The 24,752-nt window shown below is 54.7% G+C and carries 22 protein-coding genes; 21 read left to right on the top strand and 1 reads right to left on the bottom strand.

All coding sequences use genetic code 11. The features are described 5' to 3' along the window. Window positions 1-82: 82 nt before the first annotated feature. Entirely contained in the window at window positions 83-169 is an 87-nt protein-coding gene (gene leuL, locus N037_RS25440; protein WP_071787438.1) for a leu operon leader peptide, read from the bottom strand. 606 nt (window positions 170-775) lie between these two features. Between leuL and leuO the strand changes: the two genes are divergently transcribed. The 21 genes from leuO (at window position 776) to secM (ending at window position 24,740) form a co-directional block, all read left to right on the top strand. After that, on the top strand, window positions 776-1,720 hold the full coding sequence (leuO, locus tag N037_RS17910; protein ID WP_032642565.1) for a transcriptional regulator LeuO: 945 nt from the start codon (window positions 776-778) through the stop codon (window positions 1,718-1,720). A 380-nt stretch (window positions 1,721-2,100) separates the two neighbouring features. Next, window positions 2,101-3,825 carry an acetolactate synthase 3 large subunit gene (gene ilvI / locus N037_RS17905; RefSeq protein ID WP_032642563.1) on the top strand — a complete coding sequence of 575 codons (1,725 nt, stop codon included), beginning with the start codon at window positions 2,101-2,103 and terminating at the stop codon, window positions 3,823-3,825. 1 nt (window position 3,826) lies between these two features. After that, complete coding sequence (ilvN, locus tag N037_RS17900; protein WP_023334498.1) at window positions 3,827-4,318, top strand: acetolactate synthase small subunit; 492 nt, start codon at window positions 3,827-3,829, stop codon at window positions 4,316-4,318. A gap of 179 nt (window positions 4,319-4,497) precedes the next feature. Continuing rightward, window positions 4,498-5,505, top strand: a complete 1,008-nt coding sequence (gene cra / locus N037_RS17895) for a catabolite repressor/activator (RefSeq protein WP_008501993.1) — start codon at window positions 4,498-4,500, stop codon at window positions 5,503-5,505. Window positions 5,506-6,105: 600 nt separating this feature from the next. Further along, window positions 6,106-6,564, top strand: coding sequence for a division/cell wall cluster transcriptional repressor MraZ (mraZ, locus tag N037_RS17890; protein WP_032642561.1), 459 nt, complete (start codon window positions 6,106-6,108; stop codon window positions 6,562-6,564). A gap of 2 nt (window positions 6,565-6,566) precedes the next feature. After that, a complete protein-coding gene (rsmH, locus tag N037_RS17885) occupies window positions 6,567-7,508 on the top strand; it encodes a 16S rRNA (cytosine(1402)-N(4))-methyltransferase RsmH (RefSeq protein WP_021240527.1) in 942 nt (313 codons plus the stop codon). After that, window positions 7,505-7,870: a cell division protein FtsL gene (gene ftsL / locus N037_RS17880; protein WP_008501989.1), complete on the top strand. Its 366-nt coding sequence runs from the start codon at window positions 7,505-7,507 to the stop codon at window positions 7,868-7,870. The genes rsmH and ftsL overlap by 4 nt, the downstream gene beginning before the upstream one ends. A 15-nt stretch (window positions 7,871-7,885) precedes the next feature. After that, complete coding sequence (locus N037_RS17875) at window positions 7,886-9,652, top strand: peptidoglycan glycosyltransferase FtsI (protein ID WP_023334500.1); 1,767 nt, start codon at window positions 7,886-7,888, stop codon at window positions 9,650-9,652. After that, entirely contained in the window at window positions 9,639-11,126 is a 1,488-nt protein-coding gene (gene murE, locus N037_RS17870; protein WP_023334501.1) for a UDP-N-acetylmuramoyl-L-alanyl-D-glutamate--2,6-diaminopimelate ligase, read from the top strand. Before N037_RS17875 ends, murE begins: the two co-directional genes overlap by 14 nt. Beyond that, complete coding sequence (murF, locus tag N037_RS17865; protein WP_032642559.1) at window positions 11,123-12,481, top strand: UDP-N-acetylmuramoyl-tripeptide--D-alanyl-D-alanine ligase; 1,359 nt, start codon at window positions 11,123-11,125, stop codon at window positions 12,479-12,481. Before murE ends, murF begins: the two co-directional genes overlap by 4 nt. Next, window positions 12,475-13,557 carry a phospho-N-acetylmuramoyl-pentapeptide-transferase gene (gene mraY / locus N037_RS17860; RefSeq protein WP_008501985.1) on the top strand — a complete coding sequence of 361 codons (1,083 nt, stop codon included), beginning with the start codon at window positions 12,475-12,477 and terminating at the stop codon, window positions 13,555-13,557. The genes murF and mraY overlap by 7 nt, the downstream gene beginning before the upstream one ends. 2 nt (window positions 13,558-13,559) lie before the next feature. Continuing rightward, window positions 13,560-14,876, top strand: a complete 1,317-nt coding sequence (gene murD / locus N037_RS17855) for a UDP-N-acetylmuramoyl-L-alanine--D-glutamate ligase (RefSeq protein WP_023334503.1) — start codon at window positions 13,560-13,562, stop codon at window positions 14,874-14,876. Next, window positions 14,876-16,120: a cell division protein FtsW gene (gene ftsW, locus N037_RS17850; RefSeq protein WP_023310395.1), complete on the top strand. Its 1,245-nt coding sequence runs from the start codon at window positions 14,876-14,878 to the stop codon at window positions 16,118-16,120. The genes murD and ftsW overlap by 1 nt, the downstream gene beginning before the upstream one ends. After that, a complete protein-coding gene (murG, locus tag N037_RS17845; RefSeq protein WP_023334504.1) occupies window positions 16,117-17,181 on the top strand; it encodes an undecaprenyldiphospho-muramoylpentapeptide beta-N-acetylglucosaminyltransferase in 1,065 nt (354 codons plus the stop codon). Before ftsW ends, murG begins: the two co-directional genes overlap by 4 nt. A gap of 56 nt (window positions 17,182-17,237) precedes the next feature. After that, window positions 17,238-18,713: a UDP-N-acetylmuramate--L-alanine ligase gene (gene murC / locus N037_RS17840; RefSeq protein WP_023334505.1), complete on the top strand. Its 1,476-nt coding sequence runs from the start codon at window positions 17,238-17,240 to the stop codon at window positions 18,711-18,713. Then, entirely contained in the window at window positions 18,706-19,626 is a 921-nt protein-coding gene (locus N037_RS17835) for a D-alanine--D-alanine ligase (RefSeq protein WP_032642557.1), read from the top strand. Before murC ends, N037_RS17835 begins: the two co-directional genes overlap by 8 nt. A 1-nt stretch (window position 19,627) precedes the next feature. Next, window positions 19,628-20,470 carry a cell division protein FtsQ gene (gene ftsQ / locus N037_RS17830; RefSeq protein WP_023334507.1) on the top strand — a complete coding sequence of 281 codons (843 nt, stop codon included), beginning with the start codon at window positions 19,628-19,630 and terminating at the stop codon, window positions 20,468-20,470. Further along, window positions 20,467-21,723, top strand: coding sequence for a cell division protein FtsA (gene ftsA / locus N037_RS17825; RefSeq protein WP_023334508.1), 1,257 nt, complete (start codon window positions 20,467-20,469; stop codon window positions 21,721-21,723). The genes ftsQ and ftsA overlap by 4 nt, the downstream gene beginning before the upstream one ends. Window positions 21,724-21,786: 63 nt before the next feature. Beyond that, entirely contained in the window at window positions 21,787-22,938 is a 1,152-nt protein-coding gene (gene ftsZ / locus N037_RS17820; protein ID WP_008501978.1) for a cell division protein FtsZ, read from the top strand. Between the two features lie 101 nt (window positions 22,939-23,039). Next, window positions 23,040-23,957 carry a UDP-3-O-acyl-N-acetylglucosamine deacetylase gene (gene lpxC, locus N037_RS17815; protein ID WP_008501977.1) on the top strand — a complete coding sequence of 306 codons (918 nt, stop codon included), beginning with the start codon at window positions 23,040-23,042 and terminating at the stop codon, window positions 23,955-23,957. 279 nt (window positions 23,958-24,236) lie between these two features. Continuing rightward, window positions 24,237-24,740 (top strand): secA translation cis-regulator SecM, encoded by a 504-nt coding sequence (gene secM / locus N037_RS17810; protein WP_072164019.1) that lies wholly within the window; start codon window positions 24,237-24,239, stop codon window positions 24,738-24,740. Window positions 24,741-24,752: the final 12 nt, after the last annotated feature.

The raw sequence follows: 24,752 nt of genomic DNA, 5'->3' as shown, positions 1-24,752 counted from the left end.
CCTTGTCAGTCTTAGGGCGCCTTGCTACGAGCATAAAAAAACCCGCGCAGTGGCGCGGGTTTTTAGTCTTACTGGTGACGATTCAACGCTGAATTTCGCCCGCCAGTCTACCGCGCACAGTGAATGCGTTTAGTAGTAGTAGACCGGTGAAACGAATGGTGCGAATCATGAATCGTGCTCCGTTAAATTCAATATGCTTTTAGTGGTACTGGATACGCCCGTTCATGTCAACCCCTGACGATGAAAACGCGCCCGACAGACGGAATTGACAGGGTGACCGCTTTAGCTAATTGTGCTGGTTTTAGCTTTCTCGACCAGACTAATTGTCTAATTTTGGACTTAAGAAAAGCGTTGCATAAACAAATAAATATTATTGTTTAAAATGCGTAAAATGCCCTGAAGACGATCCTTTATGATTAAAAGGTTTTGATATCATCAAGTTATAAATGCTGTGAATCTATTCCATAATGTTGAAAAGCGAACAGAGATAACAGGTTGTTAACTAATTGTGGGGGGATAGCAATAACAGTTTAATAATACTTAAGTCATCATTAACCTGACGGCAATTGTATATTTGTTTGGTTTATGGTTTCATTCAAATCCTAAAGTCAAACATATCATTTGCGCTCATTAATTTTCGTTTATATTGAGTCTTTATATATTCCGAATTTTAAATAATTCTCTTTCGCTGTTCGTATTTGCATGATAAATCATATTTTTCGAGATTATTACCGTACGATGGCAAAGGGAGTGTAGCGTGACAGTGGAGTCAGAAGTGTCAGAAAATAATATTAAACAACCTCAAGTTACTGATGGGATTAAACCGCAGTTACGCACGGTGGATCTTAATCTTCTGACGGTGTTTGATGCTGTCATGCAGGAACAGAATATCACCCGCGCGGCCCAAACGTTGGGGATGTCTCAACCTGCCGTAAGTAATGCCGTTGCCAGACTTAAGGTCATGTTTAACGACGAGTTATTTGTCCGTTACGGGAGGGGGATTCAGCCTACAGCGCGCGCATTTCAACTGTTTGGCTCTATCCGCCAGGCGTTGCAGTTGGTACAAAACGAGCTGCCGGGATCGGGCTTTGAACCCTTAAGCAGCGAGCGCGTATTCCATCTTTGCGTCTGTAGCCCCTTAGATAATTATTTAACATCGATTATTTATAATAAAGTTGAAGAGATCGCACCCAATATCAATCTGGTTTTTAAATCATCCCTGAATCAAAACACGGAACATCAGTTACGCTATCAGGAGATCGAATTTGTTCTGGGATATGAAGAGTTCCGTCGTCCAGAATTTTCCTGCGTGCCGCTGTTTAAAGATGAAATGGTTCTGGTCGCCAGTAAAAAACACCCGCGCCTTAATTCTCCGCTGCGAGAAAACGATGTTTATAACGAGCAGCACGCCGTTGTTGCGCTAGACAGATATGCGTCCTTTAGCCTGCCGTGGTATGACACTGCGGATAAACAGGCAAGCGTGGCTTATCAGGGCATGGCCATGGTCAGCGTATTAAACGTGGTCTCCCAGACGCATCTGGTGGCGATTGCGCCGCGCTGGCTGGCAGAAGAGTTTTCTGACCCTTTAAATCTGCAAATTTTGCCTCTACCGCTCAAGCTAAACAGCCGTACCTGTTATCTTTCCTGGCATGAAGCTGCGGGCCGGGATAAAGGACATCAGTGGATGGAAGAGCTGCTGGTTGGCATCTGTCGCCGATAAACGCATCAGGATAAATTGCATCGGTTTATGTGATTTATCCTGATTTCTTTTGGATAATTGCTATTTTGTTCTTCTGTGATTTTTTTCAGGCTGCTCTACGGCACGCAAAAATAGATGATTTCCTGCATTGTCGTGCTTTTCAGCGATGATTTATCACCCCATCCTCTATTCCCAGAGGAATTAACCATATCTTCTGTTAACGGCTGCTTTTTCTGCTTTGCGTGCCGTTTATCTCCCCGGGTTTGCTAATTGCCTGCCTCATAACGAGCGGTTAAGGTAAAGAACACTCTGCAAAATATAAGATTGGTTTATCCCAATCGTAAGACGGTGCGGAAATGAATTCGGCAGTCCGTCTATAACAAAATGCCTGGAGGCAAAGCATGGAGATGTTGTCTGGCGCGGAAATGGTCGTTCGGTCGCTGATCGATCAGGGCGTAAAGCAAGTGTTCGGCTACCCTGGCGGTGCGGTCCTCGATATTTATGATGCGCTGCATACGGTAGGGGGCATTGACCATGTTCTGGTACGTCACGAGCAGGCGGCGGTGCACATGGCTGACGGCCTGGCGCGTGCGACGGGTGAAGTGGGCGTGGTGTTAGTTACGTCTGGCCCCGGCGCGACAAACGCCATTACCGGTATTGCGACGGCCTACATGGACTCTATCCCGCTGGTGATCCTCTCCGGGCAGGTGGCAACCTCACTGATTGGCTACGATGCGTTTCAGGAGTGCGACATGGTCGGGATTTCGCGTCCCGTTGTGAAGCACAGCTTCCTGGTCAAGCAAACAGAAGACATTCCCGGCGTACTGAAAAAAGCCTTCTGGCTGGCGGCAAGTGGACGCCCTGGACCGGTGGTGGTCGATCTGCCTAAAGATATTCTGAACCCGGCAAACAAGCTTCCTTATGTCTGGCCGGAATCGGTCAGTATGCGCTCTTATAACCCCACAACGCAGGGGCATAAAGGGCAGATCAAGCGGGCATTGCAAACGCTTCTGGCAGCCAAAAAACCGGTGGTCTATGTCGGTGGCGGGGCGATCAACGCTGCCTGTGAAGTCCAGCTTCGTGAACTGATTGAAAAGCTTAACCTTCCCGTTGCGTCGTCGCTGATGGGGCTGGGGGCGTTTCCTGCCACCCATCGTCAGGCGCTGGGGATGCTGGGTATGCACGGTACCTATGAAGCCAACATGACGATGCATCATTCCGATGTCATCTTTGCCGTCGGCGTGCGTTTCGACGATCGCACCACCAACAACCTGGCGAAGTATTGCCCAAACGCCACCGTGCTGCACATTGATATCGATCCTACGTCAATTTCAAAAACGGTGTCGGCTGATGTGCCAATCGTCGGCGATGCCCGTCAGGTTCTGGAGCAAATGCTGGACCTGCTGACCCAGGAGAGTACAACCCAGCCGCTGGATGAGATCCGCGACTGGTGGCAGCAGATTGAACAGTGGCGCGCGCGTCAGTGCCTGAAATATGACACCCAAAGTGAAAACATAAAGCCGCAGGCGGTCATTGAAGCGGTGTGGCGACTGACGAAAGGTGAGGCTTACGTGACCTCAGACGTGGGGCAGCACCAGATGTTTGCTGCCCTGTATTACCCATTTGATAAACCGCGACACTGGATCAACTCCGGTGGTTTAGGAACCATGGGCTTTGGTCTGCCTGCCGCGCTGGGCGTGAAGCTGGCGCTGCCGAATGAAACCGTCGTCTGCGTGACCGGAGATGGCAGTATTCAGATGAACATTCAGGAGCTGTCTACCGCGCTGCAGTATGAACTGCCGGTACTGGTACTGAACCTGAATAACGGGTATCTCGGTATGGTGAAGCAGTGGCAGGATATGATCTACTCCGGCCGTCATTCTCAGTCATATATGAAATCGCTGCCGGACTTTGTTCGTCTTGCTGAAGCTTACGGACATGTAGGCATGCGGGTGACCGATCCGGCTGAGCTGGAAACGAAGCTCGCACAAGCGCTTGAGCACGTTAAAAACAACCGCCTCGTCTTTATGGATGTGATTGTTGATGGAACCGAGCACGTTTATCCGATGCATATTCGTGGTGGTGGTATGGATGAAATGTGGTTAAGCAAAACGGAGAGAACCTGATATGCGCCGGATATTATCTGTTTTACTGGAAAACGAGTCTGGCGCACTGTCGCGCGTCATTGGCCTTTTTGCGCAGCGCGGCTATAACATTGAAAGCCTGACCGTTGCCCCGACGGAAGACCCCACGCTGTCGCGCATGACGATCCAAACCGTCGGCGATGCCAAAGTGCTTGAGCAGATTGAGAAACAGCTGCATAAGCTGGTCGACGTACTGCGCGTGAGCGAGCTGGGGCAGGGGGCCTACGTTGAACGTGAGGTCATGTTGGTGAAAATCCAGGCCAGCGGCTACGGGCGTGATGAAGTCAAACGCAATGCGGATATTTTCCGCGGACAGATTATCGACGTCACGCCTTCTCTTTATACGGTTCAGCTGGCCGGGACGAGCGACAAGCTGGATGCTTTCCTGGCGTCCGTGCGGGATGTCGCAAAAATTGTCGAGGTAGCGAGATCGGGTGTAGTTGGTCTGTCACGCGGCGAGAAAATCATGCGTTAGTTGTCAAAAAGGTTCGCCTCTTTCTGCCCGGTCGCCAAAGCCGGGCTTTTTTTTGTGTAATCAGCCGACAACGCAGATAAAAGCGGTTGCCGCGAAGGCTTTTCTGCGTTTAGATGTTAAAAGATTTAACCATAACCTTGACAGGGCCATGGACTCTTTTCTTTTTTTAAGGGGCAATTGTGAAACTGGATGAAATCGCCCGGCTAGCCGGCGTGTCACGAACAACGGCCAGCTATGTGATTAACGGTAAAGCAAAGCAGTACCGTGTCAGCGACAAGACCGTTGAAAAAGTTATGGCGGTGGTTCGTGAGCATAACTACCATCCGAATGCTGTCGCAGCCGGTCTGCGTGCCGGGCGTACCCGCTCTATTGGTCTGGTGATCCCTGACCTGGAAAACACCAGCTATACCCGTATCGCCAACTATCTTGAACGTCAGGCGCGTCAGCGCGGCTATCAGTTGCTGATTGCCTGCTCTGAAGACCAGCCCGACAACGAGATGCGCTGCATTGAGCATCTTCTCCAGCGCCAGGTGGATGCCATCATCGTGTCGACCTCCTTGCCGCCAGAACATCCGTTCTACCAGCGCTGGGCGAACGACCCGTTCCCAATTGTTGCGCTGGATCGTGCGCTCGATCGCGAGCATTTCACCAGCGTCGTGGGTGCGGATCAGGATGATGCAGAAATGCTGGCCGCAGAGCTGAGAACATTCCCCGCTGAAACGGTGCTGTATCTTGGCGCGCTGCCCGAGCTTTCCGTGAGCTTCCTGCGCGAGCAGGGGTTCAGAACCGCCTGGAAAGACGATCCGCGCGAGGTTCATTACCTTTATGCTAACAGCTACGAGCGTGAAGCCGCCGCGCAGCTGTTCGAGAAATGGCTGGAAACGCACCCGATGCCTCAGGCGCTTTTCACCACCTCGTTCGCGCTCTTGCAGGGCGTTATGGATGTGACCTTACGCCGTGAAGGGAAACTGCCCTCCGACCTGGCGATTGCCACGTTCGGGGATAACGAGCTGCTCGACTTCCTCCAGTGTCCGGTGTTGGCGGTAGCACAGCGTCACCGCGATGTCGCTGAACGCGTGCTTGAGATTGTGCTGGCAAGCCTGGATGAGCCGCGCAAGCCGAAGCCGGGCCTGACGCGTATCAAACGTAATCTCTACCATCGCGGAATTTTAAGCCGCCAAAAATGAAATGACTGGGGCGGAGAAATCTGCCCCATTGTGTTGCGTTAATTCGTGCAGATAATTCCCGGAGAGAAATTAGGATAATTCTTGAGGGATCATAATCACCTATTTTTGATAATTCATTCTGGCTTTTAAATTGTTCCTTTAAAGAACGCCCGGGCGATTTTAAACAGTATTCTTTGTATTATTTTGTTACAAACCCTCTTCGGTCGATGAATATTCAGACGTTTTTCCTTCTCCTTTGCCAGCTTACGTGGCAACCGCCGTGCTTACCGTGTATCTGGGTGAATCTGGCGCTGTTATCCCCTGTGAATCTGTCATAAAATGCTGCCCGCGTCGCAAACTGACACTTTATATTTATCTGCGATGATATTGAGTGAGCTTTAACGCTAGTGTGCATATTCGGTTTTTTTCTTACAAATATTCATAACGTTAATTTTGCCTCGCCAGTTGTGCAGTTATTAACCAGGACTGTTTATCTCTGTAAATAGAGGGCTTTCGAGTCCTTATACGGAGAGTCCTGGCTTGACAAGCTTTTCCCTCGCTCCGTAAACTCCTTTAGGTGGGAATTTGTGGGTTAAAGTGGTGAGGAGGGGTGAGACTGGCATGTTCCGTGGAGCTACGTTAGTCAATCTCGACAGCAAAGGGCGTTTATCGGTACCAACCCGATACCGCGATCGGCTGATTGAGAACGCTGCGGGTCAAATGGTTTGCACCATTGACATTAACTCCCCCTGCCTGCTGCTTTACCCCTTGCCTGAATGGGAAATTATTGAGCAAAAGCTGTCGCGACTGTCGAGCATGAACCCGCAGGAACGCCGCGTACAGCGGCTGTTATTGGGACATGCCAGTGAATGTCAGATGGATAACGCAGGGCGGTTACTGATTGCCCCTGTGTTGCGGCAACATGCCGGTCTGACCAAAGAAGTGATGCTGGTCGGGCAGTTCAACAAGTTTGAACTGTGGGATGAAACGACCTGGTATCAACAGGTCAAGGAAGATATCGACGCTGAGCAGTCTGATTCCGCGACATTATCGGAACGGCTGCAGGACTTGTCTCTATAAATATGATGGAAAATTATAAACATAAAACGGTGTTACTGGACGAGGCCGTTAACGGCCTGAATATTCGTCCGGATGGCATCTACATTGATGGCACGTTTGGTCGCGGTGGTCACTCGCGTTTGATTCTCTCCCAGCTTGGAGAGGAAGGACGTCTGCTGGCAATCGATCGCGATCCGCAGGCTATTGCCGTTGCACAGACCATCAATGATCCACGCTTTTCCATCGTGCATGGACCTTTCTCTGCGCTCGCGGACTATGTCGCTGAGCGCGGCCTGACGGGCAAGATCGACGGGATTCTTCTCGATCTTGGCGTCTCTTCACCCCAACTCGATGATGCTGAACGTGGTTTCTCCTTTATGCGTGATGGTCCGCTGGACATGCGGATGGACCCGACGCGCGGCCAGTCTGCCGCTGAGTGGTTACAGACCGCTGACGAAGCAGATATTGCATGGGTCATCAAAACGTTCGGCGAAGAGCGCTTTGGCAAACGCATTGCGCGCGCCATCGTTGAGCGCAATCGCATTGAGCCAATGACCCGCACCAAAGAGTTGGCCGAAGTGATCGCGGCGGCGACGCCGGTGAAGGATAAGCACAAACATCCCGCGACCCGTACCTTCCAGGCGGTTCGCATCTGGGTAAACAGTGAACTGGAGGAAATAGAGCTGGCGCTAAAAAGCTCGCTCGACGTGCTGGCCCCGGGTGGGCGGTTATCCATCATCAGCTTCCATTCGCTGGAAGACCGTATTGTGAAACGCTTTATGCGTGAACAAAGCCGCGGTCCTCAGGTGCCAGCGGGGCTGCCGATGACGGAAGAACAACTCAGGAAGCTGGGTGGCCGTCAGTTGCGAGCATTAGGCAAGTTGATGCCGGGCGAAGAAGAAGTGGCAGAGAATCCACGCGCCCGTAGTTCAGTGCTGCGTGTTGCAGAGAGGACGAACGCATGATCGGCAGAGTGACAGAGACCCTAAGCAAAGTTAAGGATTCGTTAGGAAGCAACGAGCGCCATGCCTTGCCTGGCGTGATCGGCGACGATCTTTTGCGGTTTGGGAAACTGCCACTCTGTCTGTTCATTTGCATCATTGTCACGGCAGTTACGGTGGTGACCACCGCCCACCATACACGTTTATTGACTGCGCAACGCGAGCAGATGGTACTGGAACGCGATGCGCTGGATATTGAATGGCGAAATTTGATCCTTGAAGAAAACGCGCTCGGCGATCACAGCCGGGTTGAACGGATCGCAACGGAAAAGCTGCAGCTGCAGCATGTTGATCCTTCGCAGGAAAATATCGTAGTACAAAAATAAGGGAAAACGCGACGCATGAAAGCAGCGGCAAAAACGCTAAAACCAAAACGTCAGGAAGAACAGGCCAACTTTGTCAGTTGGCGTTTTGCGTTGCTTTGCGGCTGCATTTTACTCGCGCTGGGTTTTCTGCTGGGACGCGTGGCCTGGCTGCAAATCATCGCCCCTGACATGCTGGTACGCCAGGGCGATATGCGCTCTCTGCGCGTCCAGGAAGTGTCGACCTCCCGCGGGATGATCACCGACCGCTCGGGTCGTCCACTGGCGGTGAGCGTGCCGGTGAAGGCGATCTGGGCCGATCCGAAAGAGCTGCACGACGCTGGCGGTATCACGCTTGATAACCGCTGGAAGGCGCTTGCGGACGCGCTGAAGATGCCGCTGGACCAGTTAGCTTCACGCGTGAATAGCAACCCGAGAGGGCGTTTTATCTATCTGGCGCGTCAGGTGAACCCTGATATGGCTGATTACATTAAAAAATTAAAGCTGCCGGGGATCCATCTGCGTGAAGAATCCCGTCGTTACTATCCATCCGGCGAAGTGACTGCTCACCTCATTGGCTTTACTAACGTTGATAGCCAGGGGATTGAAGGTGTTGAAAAAAGCTTTGATAAATGGCTCACCGGCCAGCCCGGCGAGCGCATTGTGCGTAAAGACCGCTATGGTCGCGTGATCGAGGACATTTCCTCAACGGACAGTCAGGCCGCGCACAACCTTGCGCTGAGTATCGATGAGCGCTTACAGGCGCTGGTCTACCGCGAGCTGAACAACGCCGTGGCCTTCAACAAAGCGGAATCGGGCAGTGCCGTGTTAGTCGACGTCAACACGGGTGAAGTGCTGGCGATGGCCAATAGCCCGTCCTACAACCCTAATAATCTCACCGGTACGCAGAAGGATGTTATGCGTAACCGTACCATCACCGACGTGTTCGAACCGGGTTCGACCGTTAAGCCGATGGTGGTTATGACTGCACTTCAGCGCGGTATCGTTAATGAAAATACCGTTCTGAATACCATTCCTTACCGTATTAACGGTCACGAAATCAAAGACGTGGCGCGTTATAGCGAATTGACCCTGACCGGGGTGTTACAGAAGTCGAGTAACGTCGGTGTTTCAAAGCTGGCGTTAGCGATGCCGTCCTCAGCGTTAGTAGAGACTTACTCACGTTTTGGGCTTGGAAAGGCGACCAATTTGGGGTTGGTCGGAGAACGCAGTGGCTTATATCCTCAAAAACAACGGTGGTCTGACATAGAGAGGGCCACCTTCTCTTTCGGCTACGGGCTAATGGTGACACCGTTACAGTTAGCGCGAGTCTACGCAACGATCGGCAGCTATGGCGTTTATCGTCCGCTGTCGATCACCAAAGTTGATCCACCGGTTCCCGGTGAGCGTATCTTCCCGGAATCGACCGTCCGTACGGTTGTTCATATGATGGAAAGCGTGGCGCTGCCTGGCGGCGGCGGCGTGAAGGCGGCAATCAAAGGTTATCGCATCGCCATCAAGACCGGTACGGCGAAGAAAGTGGGGCCGGACGGCCGCTATATCAACAAATACATTGCCTATACCGCAGGCGTTGCGCCTGCAAGCAATCCGCGTTTTGCGCTGGTGGTCGTAATAAACGATCCACAGGCGGGTAAATACTACGGCGGCGCCGTCTCCGCGCCTGTGTTCGGGGCTATCATGGGCGGCGTGTTACGCACCATGAACATTGAACCGGATGCGCTGGCGACGGGCGAAAAAAGTGAATTTGTAATTAATCAAGGCGAGGGTACAGGTGGCAGATCGTAATTTGCGCGACCTTCTCGCTCCGTGGGTGCCAAATGCACCGGAGCGAGCACTGCGAGAGATGGTACTGGACAGCCGCGTGGCTGCTTCTGGCGATCTTTTTGTGGCGGTGGTCGGTCATCAGGCGGACGGGCGTCGTTATATCCCGCAGGCGATTGCGCAAGGTGTGGCTGCCATTATTGCTGAGGCGAAAGATGAGGCAACCGACGGGGAGATCCGTGAAATGCACGGGGTGCCTGTTATCTATCTCAGCCAGTTAAACGAGCGTCTTTCCGCGCTGGCGGGACGTTTTTATCACGAACCTTCCGACCAGCTGCGTCTGGTTGGCGTGACGGGTACCAACGGTAAAACCACTACTACGCAGTTGATGGCGCAGTGGGCCCAGCTGCTGGGTGAAACCGGTGCGGTGATGGGAACCGTGGGCAACGGCCTGCTGGGCAAAGTGAGCCCGACGGAAAACACCACCGGCTCGGCGGTAGATGTACAGCACGTGCTTGCCGGTCTGGCAGGGCAGGGGGCAACCTTTGCTGCGATGGAAGTCTCTTCCCACGGTCTGGTACAGCACCGCGTCGCGGCGCTGAAATTTGCCGCTTCCGTGTTTACCAACCTGAGCCGCGATCATCTTGATTATCACGGTGATATGGAGCATTACGAAGCCGCGAAATGGCTGCTGTTCTCTACTCACCATTACGGACAAGCCATCATCAACGCCGACGACGAAGTGGGCCGCCGCTGGCTGGCGAAACTGCCGGATGCGGTTGCGGTGTCGATGGAAGACCATATCAATCCAAACTGCCACGGCCGCTGGCTGAAGGCGGTTGAGGTGAATTACCACGACAGCGGGGCGACAATCCGCTTTGCCTCTTCCTGGGGTGAAGGTGAAATTGAAAGCCGCCTGATGGGCGCCTTTAACGTCAGCAACCTGCTGCTGGCGCTGGCAACGCTGCTGGCGCTGGGTTATCCGATGGCTGAACTGCTGAAAACCTCAGCGCGTCTGCAGCCGGTTTGCGGCCGTATGGAAGTGTTCAGCGCGCCGGGCAAACCGACCGTTGTGGTTGATTATGCCCACACGCCGGATGCGCTGGAAAAAGCGCTGGAGGCGGCGCGTCTGCACTGCACCGGTAAGCTCTGGTGCGTGTTTGGCTGCGGCGGCGATCGCGATAAAGGCAAACGCCCGCTGATGGGGGCTATTGCCGAGCAGTTCGCGGATATTCCAGTTGTGACCGATGACAACCCGCGTACCGAAGAGCCGCGCGCCATCATCAATGACATTCTGGCGGGCATGCTGGACGCGGGCCGCGCTCGCGTGGTGGAAGGGCGTGCGGAAGCCGTGACCAACACCATCATGCAGGCGCGGGAGAATGATGTTGTCCTGCTGGCGGGTAAAGGCCATGAAGATTATCAGATCGTTGGCAATCGCCGTCTGGACTACTCGGATCGCGTAACGGCAGCGCGTCTGCTGGGAGTCGTGGCATGATTAGCATCACGTTAAGCCAGGCCGCTGCCGTCCTGCAGGGCGACCTGCACGGGCAAGACCTGACGATTGATGCCGTCACGACGGACACCCGCAAAATCACCGCTGGCTGTCTGTTTGTGGCGCTGAAAGGCGAGCGTTTTGACGCGCATGATTTTGCTGAACAGGCCAAAGAGAACGGCGCCGGTGCGCTGCTGGTCAGCCGCAAGCTCAATCTCAATCTGCCGCAAATTGTGGTGAAAGATACGCGTCTCGCGTTCGGTGAGCTGGCCGCCTGGGTTCGCCAGCAGGTCCCTACGCGCGTTGTCGCCTTGACCGGATCATCAGGCAAGACGTCGGTGAAAGAGATGACGGCGGCGATCCTCAGCCAGTGCGGCAATACGCTTTATACCGCGGGCAACCTCAATAATGACATCGGCGTGCCGATGACATTACTCCGCCTGACCAAAGAACATGAGTTTGCGGTGATCGAGTTAGGAGCAAACCACCAGGGCGAAATCGCCTGGACCGTGAGCCTGACTCGCCCGGAAGCCGCGCTGGTGAATAACCTCGCGGCTGCGCATCTGGAAGGCTTTGGCTCGCTGGAAGGCGTAGCGAAAGCCAAAGGTGAGATTTACACCGGTCTACCGGATGACGGTATCGCCATCCTGAACGCCGACAACAACGACTGGCTGAACTGGCAGAGCATCATTGGTTCGCGCAAAACCTGGCGTTTCTCGCCGAATGCGGCCAACAGTGATTTTACCGCGACCAATATCCATGTGACGTCGCACGGCACGGAGTTCACCCTCACCACCCCAACGGGTGGCGTTGATGTGCTGCTGCCGCTGCCGGGCCGCCATAATATCGCTAATGCGCTTGCGGCGGCGGCGTTGTCGACGGCGGTGGGCGCGTCGCATGAGGCGATTAAAACCGGGCTGGCGAACCTGAAAGCCGTACCGGGACGCCTGTTCCCGATTCAGCTTTCGGAAAACAAGCTGCTGCTGGATGACTCCTACAACGCGAACGTTGGCTCGATGACGGCGGCGGTGCAGGTGTTATCTGAAATGCCGGGCTACCGCATCATGGTGGTTGGCGATATGGCAGAGCTGGGCGACGAAAGCGAAGCCTGTCATACCCAGGTCGGTGAAGCGGCGAAAGCGGCGGGGCTGGACTGCGTGCTGAGCGCGGGAAAACTGAGCCAGGCGATTAGCCATGCCAGCGGCGTTGGCGAGCATTTTGCTGACAAAGCCGCGTTGATAGCGCGCCTTAAGGCGTTGATTACAGAAAAACAAATTGTGACTGTGTTAGTGAAAGGTTCACGTAGTGCCGCCATGGAAGAGGTTGTGCACGCATTACAGGAGAACGGGACATGTTAGTTTGGCTGGCCGAACATTTGGTCAAATATTATTCAGGCTTTAACGTCTTTTCCTATCTGACGTTTCGCGCCATCGTCAGCCTGCTGACTGCGCTGTTCATCTCGCTGTGGATGGGCCCGCGCATGATTGCCCGTCTGCAAAAACTCTCTTTCGGCCAGGTTGTACGTAACGACGGTCCGGAATCGCACTTCAGCAAGCGCGGCACGCCGACCATGGGCGGGATCATGATCCTGACCGCCATCGTCGTTTCCGTGCTGCTGTGGGCCTATCCCTCCAACCCGTACGTCTGGTGCGTTCTGACGGTACTGGTGGGTTACGGGATCATCGGTTTTGTTGATGATTACCGCAAAGTCGTTCGTAAAGATACTAAGGGCCTGATCGCGCGCTGGAAATATTTCTGGATGTCGGTGATCGCGCTGGGCGTTGCCTTCGCGCTGTATCTGGCCGGGAAAGACACGCCAGCCACCGAGCTGGTCGTGCCGTTCTTTAAGGATGTGATGCCACAGCTGGGGCTGTTCTACATCCTGCTGGCCTACTTTGTGATTGTCGGTACCGGCAACGCCGTTAACCTGACCGACGGTCTGGATGGCCTGGCCATTATGCCAACCGTCTTTGTGGCCGCCGGTTTTGCGCTGGTGGCGTGGGCGACCGGTAACATGAACTTCGCGAACTACCTGCATATCCCTTATCTGCGTCACGCGGGTGAACTGGTGATCGTCTGTACGGCAATTGTCGGCGCGGGGCTGGGCTTCCTGTGGTTCAACACCTATCCGGCGCAGGTCTTTATGGGTGACGTTGGTTCTCTGGCTTTGGGCGGTGCGCTCGGCATTATCGCCGTACTGCTGCGTCAGGAGTTCCTGCTGGTGATCATGGGCGGCGTGTTTGTGGTTGAAACCCTGTCGGTGATTTTGCAGGTCGGTTCCTTCAAGCTGCGCGGTCAGCGTATCTTCCGTATGGCGCCGATTCACCACCACTATGAACTGAAAGGCTGGCCGGAGCCGCGCGTGATTGTGCGCTTCTGGATTATTTCGCTGATGCTGGTGCTGATTGGCCTGGCAACGCTGAAGGTACGTTAATCATGGCAGATTACCAGGGCAAAAAAGTCGTTATCATCGGGTTGGGCCTCACGGGGCTCTCCTGCGTGGACTTTTTCCTCGCACGCGGCGTGACGCCACGCGTGATGGATACGCGTGTCTCTCCGCCGGGTCTGGACAAACTGCCGGAACAGGTTGAACGCCACCTTGGTGGTCTGAATGATGACTGGCTGCTTGCAGCCGATCTGATTGTCGCCAGCCCAGGTATGGCGCTGGCGCACCCTTCGCTGAGCGCTGCCGCGGATGCGGGCGTTGAGATTGTCGGCGATATCGAGCTGTTCTGCCGCGAAGCGCAGGCACCCGTTATCGCCATTACCGGTTCTAACGGTAAAAGCACCGTCACCACTCTGGTGGGTGAAATGGCGAAAGCGGCGGGCGTGAACGTCGGCGTTGGCGGTAACATTGGTTTACCCGCTCTGATGCTGCTGGATAAAGGCTGCGAGCTGTATGTTCTCGAGCTTTCCAGCTTCCAGCTGGAAACAACCTCCAGCCTGCACGCTGCGGCTGCGACGATCCTCAACGTGACTGAAGATCATATGGACAGGTATCCATTTGGCCTGCAGCAGTACCGTGCCGCCAAGCTGCGCGTTTATGAAAATGCCAAAGTCTGCGTGGTTAACGCCGATGACGCGCTGACTATGCCTGTGCGTGGTGCAGACGATCGCTGTATCAGCTTCGGTATCACGATGGGGGATTACCACCTGAACCGCCAGCTGGGCGAAACCTGGCTGCGCGTGAAGGGTGAGAAAGTGCTGAACGTGAAAGAGATGAAGCTCACTGGTCAGCACAACTATACCAATGCCCTGGCGGCGCTGGCGCTGGCGGATGCAGTCGGGCTGCCGCGCTCTTCCAGCCTGAAAGCGTTAACCACGTTTTCCGGCCTGGCACACCGTTTCCAGCTGGCGCTGGAGCACAACGGCGTGCGCTGGATCAACGACTCCAAAGCCACCAACGTAGGAAGCACGGAGGCCGCACTGAACGGCCTGCACGTTGACGGCACGCTGCATTTGCTGCTGGGCGGCGACGGTAAATCCGCTGATTTCTCCTCCCTGAAGCCGTATCTCTCCGGAGATAACGTCCGTCTGTACTGCTTCGGCCGTGACGGCAGCGAGCTGGCTGAACTGCGCCCTGAGGTTGCTGAGCAAACCGAAACCATGGAACAGGCGATGCGGCTGATTGCTCCTCGCGTGAAGCCTGGCGATATGGTGCTGCTCTCTCCGGCCTGTGCCAGCCTCGATCAATTCAAGAATTTCGAACAGCGTGGTGATGTCTTTACCCGCCTGGCGAAGGAGTTAGGCTAATGCGTTTATCTCTCCCTCGCCTGAAAATGCCGCGCCTGCCAGGATTTGGGATCCTGGCATGGGTGTTTGCGGCGCTCAAAGGCTGGGTGATGGGCTCTCGTCAAAAAGATAACGACAGCCTGGTCATGTACGATCGCACGCTGTTCTGGCTCACGATGGGGCTGGCGGCGGTGGGCTTTATTATGGTGACGTCAGCCTCAATGCCTGTCGGGCAGCGTCTGGCGAACGATCCTTTCCTGTTTGCCAAGCGTGATGGTCTTTACATCATCCTGGCGTTCTGTCTGGCGCTGGTGACCTTGCGTCTACCGATGGAGTTCTGGCAGCGGCACAGTACGGCGATGCTGATCGCCTCGATTATTATGCTGCTGATCGTCCTGGTGGTGGGGAGCTCTGTTAACGGGGCATCACGCTGGATCGCCTTTGGCCCGCTGCGTATTCAGCCTGCGGAATTTACCAAGCTCTCCCTGTTCTGCTACCTGGCTAACTACCTGGTGCGTAAGGTAGATGAAGTGCGTAACAACCTGCGCGGCTTCTTAAAACCGATGGGCGTGATTCTGGTGCTGGCGGTATTACTGCTGGCGCAGCCTGACCTCGGTACCGTTGTCGTGCTGTTCGTTACTACCCTGGCCATGCTGTTCCTGGCGGGCGCGAAGCTGTGGCAGTTCATCGCTATCATCGGGATGGGGATTTCGGCGGTTGTGCTGCTGATCCTCGCCGAGCCTTACCGTATTCGCCGTGTAACCTCGTTCTGGAACCCGTGGGAAGATCCGTTCGGCAGCGGTTACCAGCTGACGCAGTCGCTGATGGCCTTTGGTCGCGGTGAAGTCTGGGGGCAGGGTCTGGGTAACTCGGTACAGAAACTGGAGTATTTACCGGAAGCGCACACTGACTTCATCTTCTCCATTATTGCGGAAGAACTGGGTTATATCGGTGTGGTATTAGCGCTATTAATGGTATTCTTCGTCGCTTTCCGCGCCATGTCCATCGGCCGGAAAGCGCTGGAGATCGATCACCGCTTCTCAGGATTCTTAGCCTGTTCAATTGGTATCTGGTTTAGCTTCCAGGCATTGGTTAACGTCGGGGCCGCAGCGGGTATGCTGCCGACCAAAGGTCTGACGTTGCCGTTGATCAGTTATGGTGGTTCGAGTCTGTTGATTATGTCGACAGCCATCATGTTTTTGTTGCGCATAGATTATGAAACGCGTCTGGAAAAAGCCCAGGCGTTTACACGAGGTTCACGATGAATCAACCGAAGCGGTTAATGGTGATGGCAGGCGGTACCGGCGGACACGTGTTCCCGGGACTGGCGGTTGCGCACCATTTAATGGATCAGGGCTGGCAGGTACGCTGGCTGGGAACCGCAGACCGCATGGAAGCAGATCTGGTACCGAAGCACGGTATCGAGATCGACTTTATTCGTATTTCCGGCCTTCGGGGCAAAGGCCTCAAGGCAATGCTGCTGGCACCGGTGCGTATTTTTAACGCCTGGCGTCAGGCCCGCACCATCATGAAGCGCTTTAAGCCCGATGTGGTGCTGGGCATGGGCGGCTATGTCTCGGGTCCTGGCGGGCTGGCGGCGTGGTCGTTAGGTATTCCCGTCGTGCTGCATGAGCAGAACGGTATTGCCGGTCTGACCAACAAATGGCTGGCGAAAATTGCCACCAAAGTCATGCAGGCGTTTCCCGGCGCGTTCCCGAAAGCGGACGTGGTGGGTAACCCGGTGCGTGTGGACGTGCTGGCGCTCCCGCTGCCGGACGCTCGCCTGACGGGCCGTGAAGGGCCGGTGCGTGTACTGGTCGTCGGCGGCTCTCAGGGCGCGCGCATCTTAAACCAGACGATGCCGCAGGTTGCCGCAAAGCTGGGGGATGCCGTGACCATCTGGCATCAGAGCGGAAAAGGCGCTCAGCAGACCGTTGAGCAGGCTTACGCAGACGAAGGTCAGCCGCAGCATAAAGTCACAGAGTTTATCGACGACATGGCGGCAGCGTATGCCTGGGCCGATGTCGTGGTCTGTCGTTCAGGCGCGCTGACGGTGAGCGAGATCGCCGCCGCCGGTCTGCCGGCCCTGTTTGTGCCGTTCCAGCACAAAGACAGGCAGCAGTACTGGAATGCGCTGCCGCTTGAGAAAGCCGGTGCCGCGAAAATTTTTGAGCAGCCACAATTTACCGCCGACGCGGTCGCCACCACCCTGGCGGGCTGGAACAGAGACGCACTGCTGGAGATGGCGCAACGCGCGCGCGCGGCCGCTATCCCTGATGCGACGGAACGGGTGGCAAAAGAAGTGAGCCTGGCAGCCCAGGCTTAACCCTCGCAGCGCGTGTTGCGCTGCATGAATTTTAAGTAGTCGATGGCGTTTAGAGAATGAATACACAACAACTGGCAAAACTGCGTTCAATCGTGCCCGAGATGCGTCGCGTCCGGCACATTCACTTTGTTGGCATCGGTGGTGCTGGCATGGGCGGTATTGCCGAAGTGTTAGCTAACGAAGGCTATCAGATCAGCGGGTCTGACCTGGCGCCAAACCCTGTTACGCAGCAGCTGGCGTCGCTTGGGGCGACTATTTATTTCAACCATCGTCCGGAAAACGTGCGCGATGCGAGCGTGGTGGTGGTCTCCAGCGCCATCTCCTCTGACAACCCGGAAATCGTTGCCGCGCATGAAGCGCGCATTCCGGTGATCCGCCGTGCAGAAATGCTGGCGGAACTGATGCGTTTCCGTCACGGCATCGCCATTGCCGGGACCCACGGTAAAACCACGACCACGGCGATGGTTTCCAGTATTTATGCAGAAGCGGGTCTCGATCCGACGTTCGTCAACGGCGGTCTGGTCAAAGCCGCAGGCGTACATGCGCGTCTGGGCCACAGCCGTTATCTGATTGCCGAAGCGGATGAGAGCGACGCGTCGTTCCTGCACCTGCAGCCGATGGTTGCGATTGTCACTAACATCGAAGCTGACCATATGGATACCTACCAGGGTGACTTCGAGAACTTAAAGCAGACCTTCATCAACTTCCTGCACAATCTGCCGTTCTATGGACGCGCGGTGATGTGCGTAGACGATCCGGTGATCCGCGAGCTGCTGCCGCGCGTGGGCCGTCAAATCACCACTTACGGCTTCAGCGAAGACGCTGACGTCCGCGTGGAAGAGTACAAACAGATTGGTGCGCAGGGGCACTTCACCCTGGCGCGTCAGGACAAAGAACTGCTGCACGTCACGCTGAATGCGCCAGGTCGCCATAACGCCCTCAATGCCGCAGCGGCAGTAGCCGTTGCGACGGAAGAAGGCATTGATGATGATGCGATTCTGCGCGCGCTGGAAAGCTTCCAGGGCACCGGCCGTCGTTTCGACTTCCTCGGTGAATTCCCGCTGGACGCCGTGAACGGTAAAGCCGGCACAGCGATGCTGGTGGACGACTACGGTCACCATCCGACCGAAGTGGACGCCACCATTAAAGCCGCACGTGCAGGCTGGCCTGACAAAAATCTGGTGATGGTCTTCCAGCCGCACCGCTTCACGCGTACTCGCGATCTGTATGACGATTTCGCCAGCGTCCTGTCCCAGGTCGATACCCTGTTAATGCTGGATGTTTATTCAGCAGGCGAAACTCCGATTCCAGGCGCAGACAGTCGTTCTTTATGTCGCACCATCCGTGGACGCGGTAAAGTGGACCCTATTCTGGTTTCTGACCCTGTGCAGGTGGCGGAGATTCTGGCGCCGGTCCTGACGGGTAACGATTTGATTCTGATTCAGGGTGCGGGAAATATCGGCAAAATCGCCCGTACCTTAGCTGAAATCAAACTGAAGCCGCAAAATCAGGAGGATGAGCATCATGGCTGATAAGATTGCTGTCCTGTCTGGCGGCACCTCCGCCGAGCGCGAGGTTTCCCTGAACTCCGGCGCGGCCGTGCTGGCTGGCCTGCGCGAAGGCGGCCTCAATGCTCACCTGGTCGACCCAAAAGAGGTTGACGTGACGCAATTAAAAGCCATGGGCTTCGATAAAGTCTTTATCGCCTTGCATGGTCGCGGCGGTGAAGACGGCACCCTGCAGGGCCTCCTGGATCTGATCGGCATGCCATACACCGGCAGCGGCGTGATGGCCTCCGCTATCTCTATGGATAAACTGCGCAGCAAGCTTCTGTGGCAGGGCGCGGGGTTACCCGTTGCGCCATGGGTTGCGCTGACGCGTCGCGAATTTGAATTGGGCCTGCCGGATAGCGTTAATGCACGCATTGCTGAACTGGGCTTACCGGTTATTGTAAAGCCCAGCCGGGAAGGCTCCAGCGTGGGAATGTCCAAAGTCGACAAAGCTGACGATCTCTCGTCCGCTTTAGCACTGGCATTTCAACATGATGAAGAAGTTCTGATTGAAAAATGGCTCAGCGGGCCGGAATTTACCGTCGCGATGCTTGGCGAAGAAATTTTACCGTCAATCCGTATCCAACCGGCCGGAACCTTCTATGATTATGAGGCAAAGTATCTCTCTGATGAGACGCAATATTTCTGCCCTTGTGGTCTGGAAGCTGAGCGTGAAGCAGATTTACAGTCCCTGGTGCTTAAAGCCTGGCATGTTCTGGGTTGCCGCGGCTGGGGACGCATCGACGTGATGCAGGACAGTGATGGACAATTTTATCTGCTGGAAGCGAATACCTCTCCGGGAATGACCAGCCACAGCCTTGTGCCGATGGCAGCGCGTCAGGCGGGGATGAGTTTCTCGCAGTTAGTCGTACGCATTCTGGACCAGGCGGGCTGATATGTCTCAGGCTGCATTGAACACGCGCAACCGCGATGACGAGGACGAATACACCTCTTCACGCCGCAGTAATGGAACGCGTCTTGCAGGCATCATTTTCCTGCTCGGGGTGCTGTGCACCGTGTTTATCAGCGGCTGGATGGTCCTGGGCTGGATGGAAGATGCGCAGCGGTTGCCGCTTTCTAAGCTGGTGGTCACCGGTGAGCGTCACTACACGCGTAACGACGATATTCGCCAGTCAATTCTGGCGCTGGGCTCGCCTGGCACCTTTATGACGCAGGACGTCAATATTATCCAGAGTCAGATAGAACGTCTGCCATGGATAAAACAGGCGAGCGTAAGAAAGCAATGGCCTGATGAATTGAAGATTCATCTGGTTGAATATGTGCCCATTGCGCGTTGGAATGATCAGCACATGGTTGACGTCGACGGAAATTCCTTCAGCGTCCCGGCCGATCGTGTCAACAAGCAAAATTTACCGATGTTGTATGGCCCTGAAGGCAGCGAAAACGAAGTGTTACAAGGTTTTCGTGAAATGGGTCAGGTGCTGGCGAAGGACAGGTTTACGTTAAAAGATGCAGCCATGACGGCGCGCCGTTCCTGGCAGCTGACGTTAACGAACGGCATTAAGCTCAACCTGGGACGCGGCGACACAATGAAGCGTCTGGCGCGTTTTGTCGAACTTTACCCGGTTTTACAGCAGCAGGCACAGACTGACGGCAAACGGATAAGCTACGTTGATTTGCGCTATGACTCAGGCGCAGCAGTCGGTTGGGTACCGGCTCCGGTCGAGGAACCTAATCAGCAACAGAATCAGGCACAGGTACAGGCAGAACAACAATGATCAAGGCGACGGACAGAAAACTGGTAGTTGGACTGGAGATTGGCACCGCGAAGGTTGCCGCTTTAGTAGGGGAAGTTCTGCCCGACGGTATGGTCAATATCATTGGCGTAGGCAGTTGCCCGTCCCGTGGTATGGATAAAGGTGGGGTAAACGATCTTGAGTCGGTGGTGAAATGCGTTCAGCGCGCCATCGATCAGGCTGAATTGATGGCAGATTGCCAGATTTCTTCTGTCTATCTGGCCCTTTCTGGTAAGCACATTAGCTGCCAGAACGAAATCGGTATGGTGCCGATTTCTGAAGAAGAAGTGACGCAGGAAGACGTTGAAAACGTCGTGCACACGGCGAAATCCGTGCGCGTCCGCGACGAACATCGCGTGCTGCATGTCATCCCGCAGGAATATGCGATTGACTACCAGGAAGGGATCAAAAACCCGGTCGGTCTTTCTGGCGTACGTATGCAGGCAAAAGTGCACCTGATCACATGTCACAACGATATGGCGAAGAACATTGTAAAAGCCGTTGAACGTTGTGGCCTGAAAGTTGACCAACTTATTTTCGCCGGTCTGGCGGCAAGTTATTCCGTGCTGACCGAAGATGAACGTGAACTGGGTGTCTGTGTGGTCGATATTGGTGGTGGTACAATGGATATCGCCGTGTATACCGGCGGTGCGTTGCGCCACACTAAAGTGATCCCTTATGCCGGGAACGTTGTGACCAGCGATATTGCTTACGCTTTTGGTACGCCGCCGAGCGATGCAGAAGCGATTAAAGTGCGCCACGGCTGTGCGCTGGGGTCTATCGTTGGCAAAGATGAGAGCGTTGAAGTGCCGAGCGTTGGTGGTCGTCCACCGCGTAGCCTGCAGCGCCAGACGTTGGCAGAGGTGATTGAGCCGCGCTATACCGAGCTGCTCAACCTGGTCAACGAAGAGATTTTACAGTTACAGGAACAGCTTCGTCAGCAGGGCGTTAAGCATCATCTTGCGGCGGGGATTGTATTAACCGGCGGTGCAGCGCAAATTGAAGGTCTTGCGGCCTGTGCACAGCGCGTGTTCCATACGCAAGTGCGTATTGGTGCGCCGCTGAATATCACCGGTTTAACGGATTATGCTCAGGAGCCGTATTATTCAACGGCTGTGGGCCTGCTCCACTACGGGAAGGAATCTCATCTCAGTGGTGAAGCGGAAGTGGAAAAACGCGTCTCAGTGGGGTCGTGGGTCAAACGACTGAACAACTGGTTGCGAAAAGAGTTTTAATTTTTTTAAGAGACCGGAGAGAATTAGCGGTCTCGGGCGACAGGCACAACGGAGAGAGAAATTATGTTTGAACCTATGGAACTGACCAACGACGCGGTGATTAAAGTCATCGGCGTCGGTGGCGGCGGCGGTAACGCCGTAGAGCATATGGTGCGTGAACGCATTGAAGGTGTTGAATTCTTCGCAGTTAACACCGATGCGCAGGCACTGCGTAAGACGGCTGTAGGCCAGACTATCCAGATCGGCGGTGGTATCACCAAAGGGCTGGGAGCAGGGGCTAACCCGGAAGTCGGTCGCAATGCGGCTGAAGAAGATCGTGAAGCCCTGCGCGCTGCACTGGAAGGTGCGGACATGGTCTTCATCGCAGCAGGTATGGGTGGCGGTACGGGTACCGGCGCAGCACCTGTTGTGGCTGAAGTGGCAAAAGATTTAGGTATCCTGACCGTTGCTGTCGTGACCAAGCCTTTCAACTTTGAAGGCAAGAAGCGTATGGCCTTCGCGGAGCAGGGTATCACCGAGCTGTCCAAGCATGTGGACTCGCTGATCACCATCCCGAACGACAAACTGTTGAAAGTTCTGGGTCGCGGTATCTCCCTGCTGGACGCATTCGGTGCAGCAAACGACGTGCTGAAAGGCGCGGTTCAGGGTATCGCTGAACTGATTACCCGTCCTGGCCTGATGAACGTTGACTTTGCAGACGTTCGCACCGTGATGTCCGAAATGGGCTACGCGATGATGGGCTCTGGCGTGGCGAGCGGTGAAGATCGTGCAGAAGAAGCGGCTGAAATGGCTATCTCTTCTCCACTGCTGGAAGATATCGATCTGTCTGGTGCGCGCGGCGTGCTGGTCAACATTACCGCTGGCTTTGACCTGCGTCTGGATGAGTTCGAAACCGTGGGTAACACTATCCGTGCGTTCGCCTCCGACAACGCTACCGTGGTGATCGGTACTTCCCTTGACCCTGAAATGAACGACGAGCTGCGTGTTACCGTTGTTGCGACCGGTATCGGTATGGACAAGCGTCCTGAGATCACCTTAGTGACCAACAAGCAGACTCAGCAACCGGTAATGGATCGCTACCAGCAGCACGGTATGTCTCCTTTGACTCAGGAGCAGAAACCTGCCGCGAAAGTAGTGAACGATCCAACGCCGCAAACGGCGAAAGAGCCAGATTATCTGGATATCCCGGCGTTCCTGCGTAAGCAAGCTGACTAAGAATTGGCTGGAATTAGGGGATTTGCGCTCTTTGTGCTAAACTGGCCCACCGTTAGTGATATACACTCTCGGTTGGATAGTTAATTTGGCGAGATTATACGATGATCAAACAAAGGACACTTAAACGTATCGTTCAGGCGACGGGTGTCGGTTTACATACCGGCAAGAAAGTCACGCTGACGTTACGCCCTGCGCCGGCCAATACCGGGGTCATCTATCGTCGCACCGACTTGAATCCACCGGTAGATTTTCCGGCCGATGCCAAATCTGTGCGTGATACTATGCTCTGTACTTGTCTGGTGAACGAGCATGACGTGCGGATTTCTACCGTAGAGCACCTGAACGCCGCCCTGGCGGGTCTGGGTATCGACAACATTATTGTTGAAGTCGATGCGCCAGAAATCCCGATTATGGATGGCAGTGCTGCACCGTTCGTCTATCTGTTGCTGGATGCCGGCATCGAAGAACTGAACTGCGCGAAGAAATTTGTTCGCATCAAAGAGACCGTTCGCGTCGAAGATGGCGACAAGTGGGCTGAATTCAAACCGTACAATGGTTTCTCGTTGGACTTTACCATCGACTTTAACCATCCGGCGATTGATTCCAGCACCCAACGCTATGCGATGAACTTCTCTGCCGATGCGTTTATGCGCCAGATCAGCCGAGCCCGTACATTTGGCTTCATGCGTGATATCGAATATCTGCAGTCCCGCGGCCTGTGCCTGGGCGGCAGCTTCGATTGTGCCATCGTTGTTGACGATTATCGCGTACTGAACGAAGACGGCCTGCGTTTCGAAGATGAATTCGTTCGTCACAAAATGCTGGATGCTATCGGCGACCTGTTCATGTGTGGTCACAACATCATTGGTGCATTTACCGCGTTTAAATCCGGTCATGCGCTGAACAACAAACTGTTGCAGGCCGTCCTGGCGAAACAGGAAGCCTGGGAATATGTGACTTTCGAAGACGAAGCTGAACTGCCGCTGGCTTTCAAAGCACCAAGCATGGTTCTGGCGTAACGGTTCAAACCGTTTCGTAAAAAAATCGACTGGTTAACCTGGTACTCTCTCCGACCAGGAAGACCAGTCGTTTTTATTTTTACCCTTCTTCGTTTGCCCCAGCGTTATCTCTCGTTTGTCTTACGCAGAAAATGTGTGCGTTAGCTGCATTCTTGACCGTTTTTCCACGCGGCGGCACCTCATTCCTGCTGATGTATAGTGGCTTTAGTGGTACTATCTGGGCGCTAAAAAGAATAACTGAACTCAGCCTCTGCAAGGCTGGCTTATTGGGTGGAGCAGGTGAGCGGAATACTGACGCGCTGGCGACAATTTGGCAGACGTTACTTCTGGCCGCATCTCTTATTAGGGATGGTCGCGGCGAGTTTCGGCTTGCCTGCGCTCTGCAGCAGTGCCGAAGCGGCGACGCCCGCAAAAACCTCTACCACCAAACACGATCTCAACACGCGGGTTAACTTTACTAACCTCGCGTGGCTTGAAGCCAACCGCCGCCCAAACTTCTCCGTTGATTACTGGCACCAGCACGCTATCCGCACGGTTATCCGCCATCTGTCCTTCGCGATGGCGCCGCAGGCCATGCCTGTTGCGGAAGAGACGCTGCCGGTGCAGGCTCAGCATCTTGCCCTGCTGGACACGCTCAACGCGCTGCTCACGCAGGACAGCCAGCCGCCGGTCATGGTTCGCCAGACGACGCAACGTGCGTTTGTTTCACCTGTTTCATTCGCTGTTTCAACCTGGATTAGCCAGGCCCACGGCATTCGCGCCGGGCCGCAACGCCTCAGCTAAATTAACTTTTTC

The organism is Enterobacter sp. EGD-HP1 (assembly GCF_000733275.2).
Lineage (GTDB): Bacteria > Pseudomonadota > Gammaproteobacteria > Enterobacterales > Enterobacteriaceae > Enterobacter.
Note: the sequence above shows the minus strand (reverse complement) of the source record. Positions and strands in the feature narration are given on the sequence as shown.